Annotated in this window: 18 protein-coding genes and 2 tRNA genes; 3 read left to right on the top strand and 17 right to left on the bottom strand. The window is 38.5% G+C overall.

The features are described 5' to 3' along the window. Positions 1-220 precede the first annotated feature (220 nt). Positions 221-589: a hypothetical protein gene (locus AC4QJR_RS12065; protein ID WP_496526328.1), complete on the top strand. Its 369-nt coding sequence runs from the start codon at positions 221-223 to the stop codon at positions 587-589. 201 nt (positions 590-790) lie between these two features. Here the strand turns inward: AC4QJR_RS12065 and AC4QJR_RS12060 are convergent, their stop codons facing one another. The 6 genes from AC4QJR_RS12060 to AC4QJR_RS12035 form a co-directional block, all read right to left on the bottom strand. Then, on the bottom strand, positions 791-1,633 hold the full coding sequence (locus tag AC4QJR_RS12060) for an aldo/keto reductase (RefSeq protein WP_496526327.1): 843 nt from the start codon (positions 1,631-1,633) through the stop codon (positions 791-793). A gap of 159 nt (positions 1,634-1,792) precedes the next feature. After that, entirely contained in the window at positions 1,793-2,587 is a 795-nt protein-coding gene (locus tag AC4QJR_RS12055; protein WP_496526326.1) for an XdhC family protein, read from the bottom strand. A gap of 27 nt (positions 2,588-2,614) precedes the next feature. Further along, positions 2,615-3,484, bottom strand: coding sequence for an FAD binding domain-containing protein (locus AC4QJR_RS12050; protein ID WP_496526325.1), 870 nt, complete (start codon positions 3,482-3,484; stop codon positions 2,615-2,617). Next, on the bottom strand, positions 3,469-3,945 hold the full coding sequence (locus tag AC4QJR_RS12045) for a (2Fe-2S)-binding protein (protein WP_098575514.1): 477 nt from the start codon (positions 3,943-3,945) through the stop codon (positions 3,469-3,471). The genes AC4QJR_RS12050 and AC4QJR_RS12045 overlap by 16 nt, the downstream gene beginning before the upstream one ends. After that, positions 3,942-6,104, bottom strand: coding sequence for a xanthine dehydrogenase family protein molybdopterin-binding subunit (locus AC4QJR_RS12040; RefSeq protein ID WP_496526324.1), 2,163 nt, complete (start codon positions 6,102-6,104; stop codon positions 3,942-3,944). Before AC4QJR_RS12040 ends, AC4QJR_RS12045 begins: the two co-directional genes overlap by 4 nt. A gap of 315 nt (positions 6,105-6,419) precedes the next feature. Continuing rightward, entirely contained in the window at positions 6,420-7,016 is a 597-nt protein-coding gene (locus AC4QJR_RS12035) for a nucleotidyltransferase family protein (protein WP_251461432.1), read from the bottom strand. Between the two features lie 191 nt (positions 7,017-7,207). Between AC4QJR_RS12035 and AC4QJR_RS12030 the strand changes: the two genes are divergently transcribed. Further along, on the top strand, positions 7,208-7,678 hold the full coding sequence (locus tag AC4QJR_RS12030) for a hypothetical protein (protein WP_098575474.1): 471 nt from the start codon (positions 7,208-7,210) through the stop codon (positions 7,676-7,678). Positions 7,679-7,795: 117 nt separating this feature from the next. On the opposite strand, the gene AC4QJR_RS12025 is transcribed toward AC4QJR_RS12030, so the two are convergent. The 4 genes from AC4QJR_RS12025 to AC4QJR_RS12010 all read right to left on the bottom strand — a co-directional run bounded on the left by AC4QJR_RS12025 (position 7,796) and on the right by AC4QJR_RS12010 (position 9,248). After that, a tRNA-Asn gene (locus AC4QJR_RS12025) sits at positions 7,796-7,867 on the bottom strand. Positions 7,868-7,901: 34 nt separating this feature from the next. Beyond that, positions 7,902-7,977: transfer RNA gene (locus AC4QJR_RS12020), tRNA-Thr, on the bottom strand. Between the two features lie 414 nt (positions 7,978-8,391). Continuing rightward, positions 8,392-8,532 carry a hypothetical protein gene (locus AC4QJR_RS12015; protein WP_496526323.1) on the bottom strand — a complete coding sequence of 47 codons (141 nt, stop codon included), beginning with the start codon at positions 8,530-8,532 and terminating at the stop codon, positions 8,392-8,394. A gap of 122 nt (positions 8,533-8,654) precedes the next feature. After that, complete coding sequence (locus AC4QJR_RS12010; protein WP_496526322.1) at positions 8,655-9,248, bottom strand: hypothetical protein; 594 nt, start codon at positions 9,246-9,248, stop codon at positions 8,655-8,657. Positions 9,249-9,509: 261 nt separating this feature from the next. Between AC4QJR_RS12010 and AC4QJR_RS12005 the strand changes: the two genes are divergently transcribed. After that, positions 9,510-10,262 carry a YqcI/YcgG family protein gene (locus tag AC4QJR_RS12005; RefSeq protein ID WP_496526321.1) on the top strand — a complete coding sequence of 251 codons (753 nt, stop codon included), beginning with the start codon at positions 9,510-9,512 and terminating at the stop codon, positions 10,260-10,262. A gap of 136 nt (positions 10,263-10,398) precedes the next feature. Here the strand turns inward: AC4QJR_RS12005 and AC4QJR_RS12000 are convergent, their stop codons facing one another. The 7 genes from AC4QJR_RS12000 to AC4QJR_RS11970 form a co-directional block, all read right to left on the bottom strand. Further along, on the bottom strand, positions 10,399-11,457 hold the full coding sequence (locus AC4QJR_RS12000; protein WP_098575471.1) for a PrsW family intramembrane metalloprotease: 1,059 nt from the start codon (positions 11,455-11,457) through the stop codon (positions 10,399-10,401). A gap of 121 nt (positions 11,458-11,578) precedes the next feature. After that, complete coding sequence (locus AC4QJR_RS11995; RefSeq protein WP_496526320.1) at positions 11,579-12,133, bottom strand: hypothetical protein; 555 nt, start codon at positions 12,131-12,133, stop codon at positions 11,579-11,581. A gap of 359 nt (positions 12,134-12,492) precedes the next feature. Further along, entirely contained in the window at positions 12,493-13,200 is a 708-nt protein-coding gene (locus AC4QJR_RS11990) for a DNA alkylation repair protein (RefSeq protein ID WP_496526319.1), read from the bottom strand. A gap of 77 nt (positions 13,201-13,277) precedes the next feature. After that, the gene (locus AC4QJR_RS11985) at positions 13,278-14,528 is read right to left on the bottom strand and encodes an ATP-binding protein (RefSeq protein ID WP_496526318.1); all 1,251 of its coding nucleotides are present in this window, start codon (positions 14,526-14,528) and stop codon (positions 13,278-13,280) included. Between the two features lie 245 nt (positions 14,529-14,773). Continuing rightward, positions 14,774-15,511 carry an esterase family protein gene (locus tag AC4QJR_RS11980; RefSeq protein WP_496526317.1) on the bottom strand — a complete coding sequence of 246 codons (738 nt, stop codon included), beginning with the start codon at positions 15,509-15,511 and terminating at the stop codon, positions 14,774-14,776. An 18-nt stretch (positions 15,512-15,529) separates the two neighbouring features. Further along, positions 15,530-16,717 carry an ATP-grasp domain-containing protein gene (locus AC4QJR_RS11975; RefSeq protein WP_496526316.1) on the bottom strand — a complete coding sequence of 396 codons (1,188 nt, stop codon included), beginning with the start codon at positions 16,715-16,717 and terminating at the stop codon, positions 15,530-15,532. A gap of 157 nt (positions 16,718-16,874) precedes the next feature. Then, a complete protein-coding gene (locus AC4QJR_RS11970) occupies positions 16,875-17,705 on the bottom strand; it encodes an alpha/beta hydrolase (protein WP_496526315.1) in 831 nt (276 codons plus the stop codon). Between the last annotated feature and the right edge of the window lie 45 nt (positions 17,706-17,750).

Here is a 17,750-nt window from a genome sequence, read left to right as displayed (position 1 = left end):
TTCAGGTGCACCAAAAGTAGCACACCCCAAAAATATGAATGATGAAATCAACAATGACTTTTCACACAGCCAAATATTCAAAAAATGGTATGATAAATATTGGAAGGAAAAATTCTGGAATAGCATCCATAAAGTCCAATATACATAAGGTAATGAACGATCTAATTGATTACTTTAATAAAGTAATACTTTATCTTTAATAGACTTGGAGATGATTCTTATGACTAAATTTTCAACTGTAAATGGATGGCTGCATTTTACGAATCCACCGAAACAATCCCCCCATATTATGAATAAAAGACGGTACGATTTGAGTTATCAAAATGCTGTTGAAGAGGATCTTGGCCATGGTTTCAAACGGTATTTGTGGAGACCTGGGGTCCAGATAAATAGTCATGAATATCTAGATTTTCGATTAATTGCACGAGAAAACGAAAACGTTATCACTTCGGGATACTTTACAGATCCAATGGAACACATCTATTCTTTACAAAATGGTCCAAAAGAGACAAATGTCATGGTTTTAATCCTTCACAATGCCTCAAATACAGATTCAGAAGTTTCCCTTTGGCTCGTGGTTAAAGGCTAGATAGTAAAATATCTTTTCAAACTAATAGAACTTACCATTAATAGACAGGCCATTTGCTTAGGACAAGTTCGAGTAAAAATTAATAAGTCTGAATCAGTCGAACTTTAAAATCACCCAAAAAGTCTCCCTAATAAAACGCCCTCAAAATAACATTTGAAGGCGTTTTTTCCATTTTGAGTGATTTTCTATCACATTACTAGATTAAAATTCTTCGTATTCAGCTGGGTCTTGATTATTGATCCTTCCATCCGGACGAGTTAATCCTGAAATAAGTTCCATTTCTGATGCATCCAAGGAGAAGTCAAAGATTGAGATATTTTCAAGTTGCCTTGTAGGAGAAGCAGATTTTGGAATCGAAATAGCCCCCAATTGATACTGCCAACGAAGAATTATTTGTGAAATGGATTTATTATGCTGGTTGGCAATCATTTGAAGTAAGTCATTATGTAAAATATCATTGGCGCGAGCTAATGGGCTCCAAGATTCAATCTTAATCTCATGTTCTTCATGCCAAATTCTTTGATCCGCTTGATTGAAGTAAGGATGTAATTCAATTTGGTTCACACTGGGTTTAACACCTGTTTCCTTCTCTAGACGCTCTATATGCTCCGGCAAGAAATTACATACACCAATGGAACGGATAATCCCCTTCTTTTTTGCGTCAATTAATGCTTGCCATGCTTCCACATATAGGCCTTGTTTTGGGTTCGGCCAATGAATCAAATATAAATCATAATAATCGAGATGGCCCCTATATAAGGATTCTTCAATGGTCGTTACTGCATTGGTATACGATTGATAACGTCCCGGTAATTTAGAAGTGATTCTTAACTCTTCTCTCGGAACCGAACTGCGTCTAACTGCTTCACCTACCGTTCCTTCGTTTTCATAATTATAAGCAGTATCTATTAGTCGATAACCAAGATCCATTGCACTTTGGATGGAAGTAACCCCTTCATTTCCTTTTAGCTTATATGTACCCAATCCGATTACCGGCAAAGTTAACCCATCATTAAGAGTTACCTCTGGAATGGTTTTACTCATTATTTAATCCCTCCTTATTTGTAATATCTTAAGATTAGCACAATTTTGAATAGTTTTCATGAAATGCGTGCTCCAGTAAAAAAACACTTACCTCGGAACTTGATTCTCCTGGTAAATGTTTTAATTTCCATCCATTAAGCGAAATCTCAAAAATGCGCTTTATCTATTCAATTGTTTCACTTTCGTCATCTTTTTTTCCTTACTTATCTTGATGATCTCTCCAATAATACTGACGGCAATTTCTTGTGTGGTTTCTGAACCAATGTTCAAGCCGATGGGAGAGTGTACCTGCTCCAACCGTTCTTCACTGACGCCTTCCTTTTTTAATTTTTCAAATATGGTTATGACCTTGCGTTTGCTGGCAACCATGCCCACATACGCAATCGGAAATTGCAGTGCCTTTTTTAAGACGATATCATCGCCATCCTTTGTCACAATCACTACATAGGAGTTCTCATTTAGGCCGGCTTCCAGCAAGGCTTTTTCAATATCCTCGTCCACATAAACGTTCGTCGCATTTGGAAAGCGATCCTGCGTACAATAACCAACCCGATCATCGACAACGCAATAAGGGATTTCAAGGAAATCCGCCAGCTTTGCCAACGCTTGGCCTAAATGTCCGGCACCGCATAGAACAAGTTCTGGCCTGCTTTTATAGACTTCAATAAACACCCGCAATGTTCCGCCACAATTCATTTGAATTCCGTCTTTTGCATGTTTATTTAATTTGTATTCAACGATTTTCGATTTCCCATCTTGGATCGCTTTAACACTCTCTTCGATGATATAGTATTCAGCCAAGCCCCCTCCGACAGTACCTTCAATTGTGCCATCACGGTATACAATCATTTTTCCAACATGCTGGGGAGTTGAGCCCTTTGATTCGATGATCATGGCTAAGGCAAAGGTTTCGTTTTGACGGTTCAGTATGGCGACTTTTTCCATCAATAGCATGAATAAGCTCCCCCCTTTTTATTAACATTAAGTCGGCTGATATTGCTTCATGCTAAGAAAAAAACGTAACAAATTTAAGGAAACGGTTTTTCTGTAAGCTGCTGTGGAGCGCTGATCGTCGATTGGCCGAATAATCTTACTGAATGCTGCCACTACCTGACCGATGTCGGCGTCGGCTAATGGTACGCTTTTTCCGACCAGTGTCTTTTCAATATCAATGGAACGAACCATTGTAGGCCCGACCGCCCCGAAGGCAAAACGCACATCATCGATTCGAGCATCATTGATTCGGATGTATCCTGCAAACCCTACTTTGGCAATGGCATCAGCGTTGCGGTTGCCGACTTTCTCGAAAACGACATGAGCTCCTTCTTCTAAAACAGACGGCAATATGATTTCAGCCAAAATCTCATTTTGATTCCGCACGATCCTTCGGGGGCCTTGAATAAAATCGCTAATAGCCATGATCCGATCACCATGAATGGAACGCAGTACAAGTTTTGCATTATAAACGTATAATAATGGCAGTGTGTCGCCAGCCGGAGATGCATTGCAAATATTCCCACCTAATGTCCCTCTGTTTCTAATGGCCGGTGCCGCAATCGTTCTGATCGCGTCCTTTAATGGGACTGGGATTAACCGTTCTTCCAGTAATTCACTATAGGTACAGCAAGCCCCAATGTGAAGATCCTTCTCATTTTGATAGACCCGCTTTAGTTCAGACAAATGATCAATAAAAATAATCGGTTTGGGAATTTTCGGAGCTGTTCCTCTTCGGCTTTTGTGGAGGACCATGACATCCGTTCCACCCGCCATGATGGCACAATCTTCTTTGTTCAATTGACTCAACGTGTCGTCTAAATGATCGAAGCGATACGAGGTTATTTTTTCTGCCATATGCCGTCCCCTTTTTTCGCTGCTAGGTTGATCGCATTCACAATCATATTGTAGCCCGTACATCGACACAGATTTCCGGAAATACCTTCACGGATTTCTTCCTCTGATGGATGAGGGTTTTTGGATAATAAAGCGGCACTTGCCATGACCATCCCAGGTATGCAATAACCGCATTGCACCCCACCGGCTTCAGAATAACTCTCATCTAATATCTTAAATTGTTCCGTCTCCATAATCCCTTCTATCGTTTGGACATCAGCTCCCTCAATCGAACCAATGGGAATCAGGCAGCTGTTTTGCAGGAGGTTATTCACAAACACACTGCAGGCACCGCATTCCCCTTCCCCGCAGCCTTCCTTTGTTCCAATTAACTCAAACTCTTCTCTTATTAAATCTAGTAATCTTATTGCGGGAGAGGCGTCCGTTTCTATCGTTCTTCCATTTAGTGTGAATTTAATCAACCTTCTTCACCCTCTTTCACCCTAAGACTTTCAATAATGACTTCCGGTGTAATCGGAATTTGCTGAAAAGAAGTTTGCAATGCATTCTCGATGGCCGCTTGGACTGCTGGAGCGCCGCCGATTAACGTCAATTCACCTGCTCCCTTTGCCCCGTATGGACCATCCGCATAGGGGTTATCAAAGACCTTGCTTTCGATTGGAACCACGTCCAAGGAAGTCGGAGGTCCATAATCCGATATGCTTTTTTGTTGGATCTTGCCAAGATGTGATGTCATCTTCTCTAAATACCCGTACGCTAACCCTTGAGCCAGACCACCGTCAATTTGGCCTTTCATAATCCGGTCATCTATGACCTTCCCCACTTCATAATTGCCGTATACTTTTTCTAGCTTTACATTCCCTGTTAACGTATCCACTTCCAGTTCAACGATATTCACACCCCATGAATATGCCGGATAAGCATCTCCAGTGAAGGTCAACTCGTTCCACGGAATCATTTCACGATGAACATAATGCTCCGCTACTTCTTGTTCCTCCCCTGCCCTCCACTGATCCTTCAGTTTTTTGGCAGCCCGTTCAAGCAATTTTCCAACGATCATCGTTGTCCGGGAGGCAACAGTCGGGCCGGAGTCTGGAACCTCTTTTGTATCAGGAGAAGGATACGAAACTCTTTCGTATGGTAGGTCGAGTTCTTTTGCGACAATTTTACTCAACGTCGTATAGATTCCTTGTCCCATATCAGAATTTGAGATTTTTAGTGAGACCTGGTCGTCCTTTGATTTAACCAGTTTTACCGTTGCTTTAATATGGTCTCGTTCGCCACTGCCCGTAAATCCGCAGCCGTGGAGAAATAAGGAGGTTCCAATGCCTTTTTTATACCGCTGACTTTGTTGATTGAATCGTTGAAACTCCTGTTTTTTCTTTTTGTAATCTGAGGAATTAAGCAGGTCCTCAATCATTTCTTCTACCAAGATTGGATCGCGGAATATACCTTTAGTGATGGTAGGATCTCCTTGCTTGACGAGGTATTTTCGTTTATATTCAAGTGGTTCGATATTTGCCTGATTACTAAGATGTCCCATATGACTTTCGATACCGGCAAAACTCTGTGGAGCACCAAAGCCTCTGAAAGCGCCATTCGGAACGGTATTCGTCTTTAATACATAGCCTTTTGCATGAAAATGTGGAATTTTATATACACCGGCACTGTTTATTAATGCACGCTGCAGCACGACAGAGCTCAACCCCACATTCGCTCCGCCATCGAGATAGATGTCCACACACAGACTCAAGATATTTCCTTCCTTATCTATGGCCGTTCGATATTTGAGTTTAGCGGGATGCCTTTTCGTGGTCACCACCATATCCTCCGCACGGTCAAACACGAGCATCACTGATTTTTTGACTGCTTTGGCCGCCACCGCTACGTGACAGGCCATCATGGAAGGAAACTCTTCTTTGCCGCCAAAGCCTCCGCCAGTCGGGCTCTGAACTACTCTGACTTCATCGTCACCACAGGCTAAAGCACTAAGCAAGGCATTTTTAATATAATATAGACATTGCATAGAACCTTGGACTTCAATTTCTTCTTCCTTATAGATGGCGAGCATTCCTTGTGGCTCAAGGTAGACATGCTCCTGATAACCCGTGTCATACACTTCTTCGATGATTCTGTAGGCACTTTGCTCGATGGCTGAAATGACAGCTAAGCTTTCTCCAAACTCATAGCTTGCCATCGTAACCCCAGGTTTTGATTTTTGATGGATCGCTTCGTCCAATGTGTAAATAGCCTGATTCTCTTCAAAATCAACCTTTACTTCATTTAGTAACCTATACAAGGTATCTAGGTCTTCGCCTACGAGCATCAATATCGGCTCTCCAATATAATTGACCCATTCATTCGCAAAAATGGGCTGATCTTCTTGGATAATCTTGACATAATTCGGTCCCGGAATATCCTCGGCTCCAACCACGTCATATCCTTCCGGTAGTTTCGGCAATTGAATGGATTTGATTTTTCCATATGCAATTGGCGACCTGTACAAAACACCATAAACCATATTTTCTACTTTCACGTCACTAATGTAGGGCAGCTGACCCGATACTTTACCACTATGATCCTTTTTGGGCACTGAGGTGCTTATGTCTTTTAGGTTCATTCCAACAACACCCTTCGACTCTTTTTTAAAGGGGACACTTTATTAATAGAAACCTCTTCCTATGATTTTATAAATGAGAATCCTATTTTATGATTCATTTCATTCAAGTTTCGTTGTTTTAATTATATTTTAATATCGAAAGGCTTTACCTATTTATGTAAGAATATTTGACATAGTATTTTCAGATCATTTGCTTGCTCATTTCCGATCAACTGCCTCGTTAAAAAAACAAAAAAATGCGGCTCCAACCAATCTGCCTGTTCGCATTAAAACAAGCAGTTGGGGTAAGCCGCAAAATCTTAAAAACATAGTAGATTATTTACAAATGCAATCATGATAATAATGAACTGCTTTTTGATACTCCTCCGGTGTATCCATGTCCAACAGTACTCCTGGATCCTCTACATTTAGATACTTCTTTTCATATTTGTTAAGGACCACACGCAAATTACTGTCTGGATTGGTTTTAAGAATTTTCTGTTGCACTTCACTAGATAATTTGATGGGGTGACCCCCTTTAAAGTTAAAGCTCGGAATAATTACGTTCCCTTCTTGTTCTGCTAGTTGCTGAACGGTCTCTTTTTTGACAAGCGGACAATCTCCGGGAGTTATAAAAAACGTTGGCGCGTTTACTTCGTTGCAGCCCTTTTGAATGGAAGAAAACATTCCCCGATTAAAGTTTTCATTGTAAATATATTTTATCTGAAAGGAATAGGCATTTTTCTTGATGATTTTTTCCATTTCTACTTGGATGAGTTCTGCTTGAAAACCAGCTACGACGATGACTTTGCTGCACAATCCTTCAAATTTAGAAATCGTTTGCTCTAATACGCTCATTTTTCCCAATGGCAAAGTCATTTTAAATGCATTCGCACGGCTGGAAAATCCTGCTGCCAGGACGATTGCTTCCATTTTCTCACCTTCTACTATTTGTTTAATCTTACTTATATATTTGTCTTGTCGCTTTGTTTCGATTACTTCTCAAGTGGAAATTTTTATGGTATTTCGTTGACATGATAATTTTATTTCGTGAAAAATAGTTTAATGAAATTAGCTTGGTTAAATTGTAATAAAGTACATAACATAAATTTAGAGGTGGTTTAATGAAAAACTCAAAATTATTTTATATAGCTTTGCTAATTCTACCTTGGCTAACCGTTCCGTTTTTAGGTAGGAATTCATTAAAAAAATATTTACCAGCCGGGTTATTTATTAGTATATTCACAAAAGCTTTAGACTTGTTCGGTGAAAAGAAAAAATGGTGGAAAATTTATGAAGGGGTACCACCATTGGATAGTGCAAACTTTTTTAATTTTGGTCCATATTTTGTAGCAAGTCTTTGGATGTTAAAATTAACTTTTGGTAAATTTCCCTTATATCTAATATCAAATCTAATTCTTCACTTTTGTTTTATTTATCTAGGAGGATTAAAATTACTTAAACGTTTTAAAATAGCTTCCATAGATGGATTAACCAAATCCCAATATTTTGCAATACACTTTTTAAGGTGTTTAGTTTTTTACTTTTTTCAATATATAAATAATATTAGTCACGATACAAAAAAGCTTCATTAAAATATCATTTTAAGTTGGTATCCCACCTCCTTCTCAAATAATAGAATATAAAAAGTCACACCCGATAATTGGATGTGACTTTATGTTCTCTTCTAATGTAAATTTTGTTAGACTAAACTCCGCAGGTAGGACTCGAACCTACGACCGATCGGTTAACAGCCGATAGCTCTACCACTGAGCTACTGCGGAATAATGTAAGTTATTTTGCTATCGCAAAATACTCTGGTGCCGGCTAGAGGACTTGAACCCCCAACCTACTGATTACAAGTCAGTTGCTCTACCAATTGAGCTAAACCGGCAAATAAATTTGAAATGATATTAAGTTTTGTACACGCTGGATAGTTACGTCATCCTGACCTCAGAATGCTTATGCAAGTAGCAGCTCGGTCAGTTTGCTGAAGTTTAATCAGGATGCCTATTCGGTCGTGCTCTACCAATTGAGCTAAACCGGCATAATGCTTACGTCATATTTACATAATAATCGGAAAATGAATCTTTTTCAAGATATTTTTTCAAATTTTAGTGAAAATGACGGGAGTTAACCCGTGTGCAAGGAATTGGCACTTATATATTTTCGAGTGAATTTTAGACCCATCTATCTTTTAGAAAAGAGCAAAATTTAAATAAGGCCTCACGATTGGATGAGGCCACACGTTCGATCGATCGTTGGTTATCCGCAGTATGTTTTATCTAGTCTTGCACTCAAAACATAGTTATTTCATTTTAATAGGAGTTACGACAGCATATAAATTTTCAGATAGATCATTTACCTTTATATCAATTACTTTATATTCAGTCCCTCCACCGTTAAATGAATTTTTAGTCGTTTTAATTTTTAATTCATGGTTATTCATAGCGATTTCTTCCTTCCAATCAAATTACTCACAGAAGTTAATTTATGTTGATGGAGAAGAAACGTGCATGATTTTTAACAAAAAATTATTTTTAAGCAGCCATTCAATATCCCCCATAACGTTCAACTTGACTCATCTTTCTCTACCCATATCTTTCTCAACAGGACCTTATTTAAATGCTTCATTCCAACTATACTAAGATTCATCCAAATCCAGCTATAAAACTGGCTAAATAGGAAAACGCCTGCTACCACTGTTCCACTTCCCTGCCTTGAGATAGAAGGGCCTAACACGGGGAACTGGAATATATAAAGTAAAATAAGAATCCCAAACGAAAGGGATGTTCCACCCATGACCGAAACCATAGATCCCGTTTTATAAAATTTAAATCCTATCCCTAGGGCAATCCCGAGAAGTCCAGTGGTAAACAGGAAAATAAGTACTTCACTTGGCTGGAGGATGATCAATAATAGAGTAGTGACCGCATATGTTAACAGACCAATTCGAATAGAAAGGACGGTTGCGAGGATAATCGGTCCGGCAGCCATAATGCTAAGCGCATAGCCAATCCCGCCTATCAATCCTGCCGATTGAAGGATAGCAGCGAACCCACCCAATAGGCTCCCTACAACAAGATTCATATTCTTGGTATACGGAACGGCTGTAATCCGATGCTTCTTTTTAAATATTCCCAAAGTCCAAGTTATCAATCTCATAAGCATCCTCCTCGAATTGATAAATGGCGCTCCAATCTGCCCCAGTTCCTCATAGAGTATGGAAATTGAACCATCTTTAACATCTATTCTTGGATCAACAATTGATGCCTGAATTTTTTAAAAGGACAGGCGGAAGATCATTGTCCCTATGATTCTTTATACCAATCGATGTTCCAATGTACCTAGATGTTTGCCCATTTAAATCGGGACATCTCCCCACTCTTGTACGTATGAATATACTGCAGTATGGAGGTGTCAATCATGAAAGGACTATATAGAGATGATCCTTTAAGCCGGAAACAATTAACGGACTGGAAAAAGAATGCGATAGAGAAATTCTCTACTAAAATGAGTGACAAAGACAAACCCTTTCCGTGCATCCCTGCCACTATTGGATTCGCAAAGAATCAGCTGCGATACAGCTTTATTGGGAATCCACGAGAAGCTTCTACTGTATTTGAACTTGCTGAAGCCTTGAGCAGCTACACAGAAGTTTCAAGGGAAATTGGAAGCAACACATCACTGATTGTTTTTTATGAAACGCCTGAGGACATGAAGATGGCCTATACGGTTGAAGAGTACGAACAATTATTTTGGAACCATCTCAGTGGCTTACGGAGCATCGACCCATATGATTGGCCAGAGGATATCCCTATGGACCCCCATCTTCCAATATGGGAGTTTTGTTATCATGGAGAGAAATATTTTATGTACTGCGCAACCCCTGCCCATAAGAATCGAAAAAGCAGGCATTTTGATGAACTGATGCTCGCGATTACTCCTCGCTGGGTCCTTAATGAATTTAATAAGTCACCCAATTTTGCAAAAGGGATTAAACAGCAAGTTAGAAAAAGACTGGCAGCCTACGATTCCGCTCCGATCCATCCCGATTTAAACAGTTATGGAGCAGAGGATAATTTTGAGTGGAGACAATATTTTCTTCGTGACGATGATACGTCATTGGCCAAATGCCCCTATCATCGGTTTATTAACTTTTTTAAATCGGATAAATAACGAGAAGAGATACCGGAAGTTCTCCTGCAAACAAAAATAACCAACAAATTAGATTACAAATTTGTCGGCCATTTTATTTTACATTTTGTATATTGCAATAAGCAACGGAACCTGTTGAGGATCTCTCCTCTGCCTCTTATACAGATATTTTTCTTTCTCCGATTTCCTTAAGGCCAGCACGGATGAGCAGGAAGACAACTACCCATGAAGCCAGCATTAAAAAAATCTGTCCAAATGGGAACATTCCTGTTATGGGAGTGTCCCATAACGCATGCATCAATACCACTAAGACAAAGACGCGTAAAAACCTAAAACGGAATAGCATTTTAAGATTAAATGGATGGTCCCCTTGCACTCTGCAGAATGCTGCACCAGTCAGCGCCGCCCAGGCAATATGCCCGCCGGGAGCAAAGATCCCTCGAAACAGGATGGTGTTGTAGAGATTTGCACCATCCCCAGAAAGCAATGACCTTAGTGCATAGCCCGCTGTTTCAAACGCGGCAAAACCCGCTCCAACGGCGGCACCAATAAGAAGCCCGTTAAGTATATATCTGTATTTTCGGTATCGAACAAACGTAATGACCGTTATAGCTTTGGCCAGTTCCTCTGCAATGCCAATTGTAATCGGATTAATCATATTTTTCAGAATATCGAAAAACACAAGTGCGACTAACATCGAGAGAACTCCGCCGATCAACACGATATAAATCACCCTATAAAAAGCAATATTTTGCGGAGCATTCATTTCCCAAAAGAAGATTAACGTTGTAAACGGAACAGCAAATGCGCCAACAATAATCAATCCAGGTATAAAGTTTACATTACCGAAATATGTCACACCCATGTAAAATCCTGCGAAGGCCAGAAGAGCAATGATAAATACCCTTGCAAAAAGCCACGGTTTCGGCCAAGTGTCTTTCACTTCTGAAATCTTGGGTGTCGTTAGTGCCGTTCCAACGATAAACAGCCGTTCAGCTTCCAGTTCACTATGATTCCTGAAAACACGAGAAAATACATTTTGAAATTTCGGCTCAACCGAGCGTTGGTATTTCGGAACCATATCGACATAATGGGCAAACTCATAAAAAAAACTGTTTTCATCTTCTTGTGTGTTATCCTTAAAAAACCTTTCGCCGCAGCTTATGCAGAACTTTACTCCATCTGGATTGGAATAAACACATTGTGGGCATTTCAAACACCTTCACCCCTTTTGGTTAGAAAAAAAAACATCCTCACAAAGAGGATGCCCAAAAACAGGTAAATTATTTTCATAAATGTTCTAACCCCAAGATTTGGGTCATCATCAAAAACCTTGCTCAGATGCTTTTGATCAGCTTGATCTCTCCATTCTTAGGGATAAATTCACTGATGTTTTCATATTTTTCTTCCGTTTTAGAATGGTTTCGGTCCTCCACAACATATTCCTTAAAGGAGCAGCAAAAGAGCTTTCGAGCCACTTTTCCTTTTTCACCAATCAAATTAAACCAGCCTTGTCCAACATAAAAAGGGTTTGTGAGTATATTATCAATGACATACGTGATACGTTCCTTTTCTTCCCCTGGATTAAATTTTGTTTTAGATGAAAAAGCCAAGATAAAATAGTTTTTATATCGATCAAATTCTAGTAATTGAAGATGGTACTGCTTATGCTGCCTTTGATTGAAATCACTCAGGACTGTTTTGATACTTTTTTCCACATCAATTTCAAATTTACTAGCATCCTTCCAGCTCGATATACGGGAATCAAAAATGGACAGTGTTAATATATAATATGTTTCAAAATTTTGGGGATCAAATACTTCATTACCAGCCTTTTCATCTTCTGGTACTACAATATATTTTTTATAGTCAGCAAAGAAATTTTCAATCATATCGAATACCCTCTTTCATACCTTGATAGAATAGATGAATAATATGCTTTGACCTATTTTTATGAGTGACTATTTACATAGTGAAAACAACATCCTGTGTGAGCATATCATTACTTTTTTAGCACAGTTTTTCCAGTATGAACCAGTGATTTGAATTGTATATAATATATTCTTTTATAAAAATTAAAAATCCTGCTTAATCTTGCAAAAATCCTCATTTTTCACCCTTTTAATTAGAAAGTCCCATGATAGAATGAATAATTTGTCGTGTATACGTGAATCCATCCTAAATTTATTCAAATTTTGCATAAAAAAATAGCTCAGTAATGTAATTACTAAGCCACTTCCCACAAAGGATGCTAACATCTTACATATTTACGTTTGAAACCAAGTTTTCCTCGATCGATTTCCTTTTGGATATTTTCGGAAGCGAGGAGAATCTTGCTTTTTTTCTTGTCCCGCTTGATTTCTACTGGGCCTACTTCTTTTGCCGTTTCAACCGCCTTATCATGGAGCGGTACATAGGAAATCCCGACTGTGTACATAAAATTATTCATAGCGGATTTTGTTCGATCAGGAGCATCGTGAATCGTATTTTTCACCTGATCTAGCAAGCTTTCAATCTTGCTTTCTCTAAATTCACTGTCCTTACGATTACCTAACAGCCAGCAATAACAACTCCAGCCTGCCGACATTTTAAGTTCTTCACCGCTTGCAATCCATTTGTCAGCAACATCTTGTGCAATATCGGTTTCGGACAACGTTACGGCAACCACATAATCAGATAGCATATAAAAATACGCCCCATCGATCCAACGCTCAAAATCTGCCTCCGTCATGATCATGGGGTCCGCAATGACGCCGGCAAAATACATGGCATCGTAGTTCCCGGTTGCATAAAGCTGCTCGGCGAGAGGCTGATTTTTCTTGATTTTCTTTGCAAGCGGCTTCATTGCACCTGTAGCTACTCCAAAAAGCGGTTCGTGTGCACCATTACTTGTGTATATCTTTTTCGTACGTTCCTTGCCGAGGGCTTCAAGTTCCTGCATAACCGTTTCGAAATCCATCGTTTGCACTCCTTCCTTTTTATCGAAGTAATTGAAAATATAAGATGATTCTTCCACTCTTGAAAATGAGATAACCTTTAAGTTATTTGCGGTAGTAATATAATAAATTCTGTCCCCTTCCCCTTTTCACTTGCCACTTGTATTTTACCTTTAAAAGAACGGACAATTTGGAAACTTACCATCATTCCTAGTCCTGTTCCACTCTCCTTTAAGGTATAAAAAGGGGATCCAAGTCTATCAATTTGTTCTTTTGTCATACCAATCCCTTGATCCTTAATAGTAATCTTTATATATCCATCCGCTGTTGAACAACTTGTAATCCAGACAATTCCACCATCTGGCATAGACTCTATCGCATTTTTCAAAATATTTATCAATAATTGGTTTAATTTTTGAGGATTAGCATGGATCCAACCGTTGTTATAAAAATCAGTTTTAATCTCAACATTATGGCTTAGAGAGTAACTTTGAATCATATTTACAACACGTTGTAACTGATAACCTACGTCAATTCTCCCATTGTTATTTATGGAGGGTTTACCAAAAGATAAAAAATCATTTATTATTTCATTTGCGCGATCTAGCTCTTCGATAGATATATGAATATATTCCTTCTTTTTCTTCGGCAAATCAGGCTCGTTTAGAAGTTGCAGAAAGCCACGAGTCACTTGCATCGGGTTTCGAATTTCATGAGCAAAAATGCTGGCTAACTCACTAATTACTTTTAATTTCTCAGTGTTTTGCATCTCTGACCGAAGTTGGTGAATCTCCCTGATAGCTTCGTATAACACAGTGAAGAACCAAGTAGCGGCGACTACAAAGAGAAGATGAATAATCTGTACTTTAAAATAATCTATTAAAAAACCTCTTAGAATACAAAATAAAGTAAGGCCAATAAGACAGTAGTAAAGGGAAAGACCAACCGCAATTTTAACTCTTTTTTCTTTTTTTGAACTTGCAAACGATTTTTGAAAAAACAATATTACAGGCAGTGCAAATAATAAGACAAGAACAGTATTATAAAATCCTAAACTGATTCCAAAATAAAGTCGAAAAAATATGATTAGCGCTGATAGGAAAATGCCTGACCAAAAACCGCCGTAAAGCGTCCCTAATAATAGAGGAATAATTCTTAACTCCAAGCGAGCATTTTGTCCAAAACTCACTGGGAAAGACATACAAAATAATATGGATATACCCCACAAAACGGACATTATTACTGTCTTCTTTTTAGTGCTTTCTACCTTCTCCGTTATAAATGTAAAGTAAATAAAAATGGGTATTACCATAAACGCCAGTTGCAGCAAAAAATCCTTTATTATACTCATCTTTGTTACCCTTCATATTCTGTTCAATATCTGATTGGTGCAGAAAAAATTGATTTTCATTTTATCTACTGACCGAACAAACATAACTATTTCATATTATACTTTAAAGTTATCATACTTTGTCTATTTTTGAATTTTCTTTAAAATACCGGATGGACATTTCTCACGAATAACCTAAAAATCAAAAAATCCCCAATCAAAAAACACCAGCAACTTAACCGTCCTGATGTTTTTTTGACATTTTATTAAAATAATTTTCCTAAATAATGCGGCATTTGGCGGCGCCACCAAATCCAATCATGTGAAACATCTTCGCCCCACTCATCAAACAATGCTGGAATTTGTTTTTCTTCAAAGGCCTTTTTTAATGTAAAGTATGATGGCAGCCCTTCCTGTTCCCAATCACCAAGCCCGGTACAAATAATGATATCTGCTGAACGATATCGGTCAATAAACCAGCCATTATTTTGATTCCATATGTAATCACTCGGTGAATTTTCGTATACAAGCGGGTCATTTCCATAATCCCCAAAAAAGTAACGCGCATCGTAAATACCGCTCAGTGCAACGGTTTTTTGGAAGACATCCGGATGTTTCAAGAAAAAGTTCAACGCATGATAGGCCCCCATACTACAGCCCGTTGTCATCATTGGATCAAACCAACCTGTTTTATGTTTAATAAAGGGAATAGCTTCTGAAATCACATATCGGTCATATGCCGCGTGGGCTAATGCACGGTCATGCGCCGGTTTTGAGTCGTGCAGCCAACTTTCGCTATCTATACTCGCCAATGTAAAAAACTGAACTTTTCCTGATTCAATAAAGTCATGACACACATCAATCATTCCAAAATCATAGTATTCCGTATGCGTCCCTCCAGATGAAGGAAAAACTACGATTGGCATGCCGCTGTGTCCATATCTGTTCAACACCATTTCACGGCCTAATTCACCGCTCCAATGGTGTAACTGTTCTATATGCATATAAAAAATCTCCTATCCCTATACGTTTGCAATGCTGTAATTTTTTCGTTCATGTACAAAACGGATAATCTCATCCACTTCTTCTTGCGAATTTGCATTAATCGCATAAAATTGATTTCCTTGGAGTTCCGCAAACGCTTCTGGCATGCGCTGTTCAAACTTCACCCGGTCTCCAAATCGTTCATAAATAGCATTGGTATCATGTTGATACTCATACACATCACGCTGTGTTACACCGACACAAAACTGGTTTTCGACATTGGGCTCTTTGAATTCTCCTCCTGTCACAAGCGCAGCATACTGTGCAAATAAATCAATGGAGTACGCGAAATTGTACATATCAACCGTGTAGCCGCCAGCCAAGCGGTTATTGTATTCAAGTGCAACATAATCCCCATTTTCTAATTTAAAAAACTCAATATGGAAAAAGCGTTCTTTCATGCCAAAAGCTTTCACAATCGCCTTTCCATAAGCCTCGAGTTTTGGATCGATTTCTTTTTGAATCACATAAGCTAAATCCAACTGACCATTTACGAGTTCCAGTGTTGGCACATTATAGGTAAAGCTGGTTTGGAAAACAATGTTCCCTTGCTGATCCACTAAACCATCAAATGTACAAAGCACGCCTCCTTCGACATATGGTTCTAAGAAGTAAACTTGCGCTTCTCCCCATTCTTCTTCAAAATGGCGTACATCCTCTTTTGAACTTAATTTAAAGGTTGCAGCGGATCCCACTCCATTATCAGGTTTCGCGATAACTGGCAGTCCTAAGTCATTAATAGCTTTAGATAAATCCTTTTTAGTTTTTACGACTCTTCCTTCTACCACAGGCACATCTGCTTGTTTAAACAACTTTTTCATTTCAGATTTATATTTAACTTTTTTCAAGTCATTTGATTTATTGCCGAACACGTTAAATTGCTCACGCAACTGTGCATCAAGTTCTAACCAGTATTCGTTATTGGATTCAATCCGGTCAATTGGACCATGTTTATAAAATAAAAATGCAACTGCACGTTTCACTTCATCGACATCTTCTAAATTATTTACACGATAATATTCTGTTAAAGAGTTTTGTAATTCGCTACCTAATTGGTCATATGGCTCTTCGCCAATTCCTAATACATTGACACCTGCATCGTTTAAACGATGAGCAAATGGCTGAAAATTACCTGGATAATATGGTGATATCAAAATATAATTCATACAAAAAGCCCCTTTCACAGAATCAAAAAATTCATTATTTTCTCAACTAGGGTACAATTATTTCAATATATATTCAATATAAACTTTCAAAAATTTTCAAAAAATTGATAGATTCCTATTTTGTTCAGATTCAGTCAAATATAAATATTCAATTCATTCAAGACCACTTCACACTTAAGAAACGTAAACATTCTGGCAAGTGTTTTGCCCAAGCTTTTTCATTATGTTCTTCATCCGCAAAAATATTTAAACGAATGCTATCAATAGGAACAGAGCCTTTTATCAGTTGTTTATAATACTTAAGCGAGCAATCGATATAGGCCTGTTTCATATTCCCAAACATCATTTGTCGATCGGTATCGTCACCCTCCTGAGTCCCCACTTGAATGTACACACGTTGTTCAGGATCCAACTCTTTCCCGGCAATATAACTGTCAAAGGCTTTACTTGTAATCCAATTGGCTAAAGAAAAAATACCTAAACCACCAATTTGTTCTTTATATTCAATACCCATAAAAGCCGAAATATTTCCTCCAAGTGAACTGCCAATCACCGCTGTATGATATTTATCCGCCTTTGTTCGATAATGCTCATCGATAAACGGCTTCACGACCGTCATGACAAACTCAGCAAACTCCGCTCCTCTTCCGCCTAGTTCAATATCTTCAGGAAGTGGGCTTTCAGTAATTTTCCAAGGCGTATATTCATTAATTCGATCTTGTCCAGCGTTATCGATCCCCACAATAATCATCTTCGGTAAATCGGGGTTTTGTTTAATTGCCGGAATTACTTTCCATGAATACCCGCTATAAGCTTCACTACTATAGAAAACATTTTGTCCATCATGCATATAGACAACTGGATAATTTTCAGCCACATCTTTATCATAATTTTTCGGCAATAAAACACGCACACGACGAGATTCATTTTTATAAGACATATGTAATTGATGTGTTTCTAGTTTTAAATAAAAATAGGATTGGTTCATTTTACCTTCCTCGCTGCTTGATATTACATTAAATATACTGAATAA

The organism is Neobacillus sp. BP17 (genome assembly GCF_059579525.1).
Note: the sequence above shows the minus strand (reverse complement) of the source record. Positions and strands in the feature narration are given on the sequence as shown.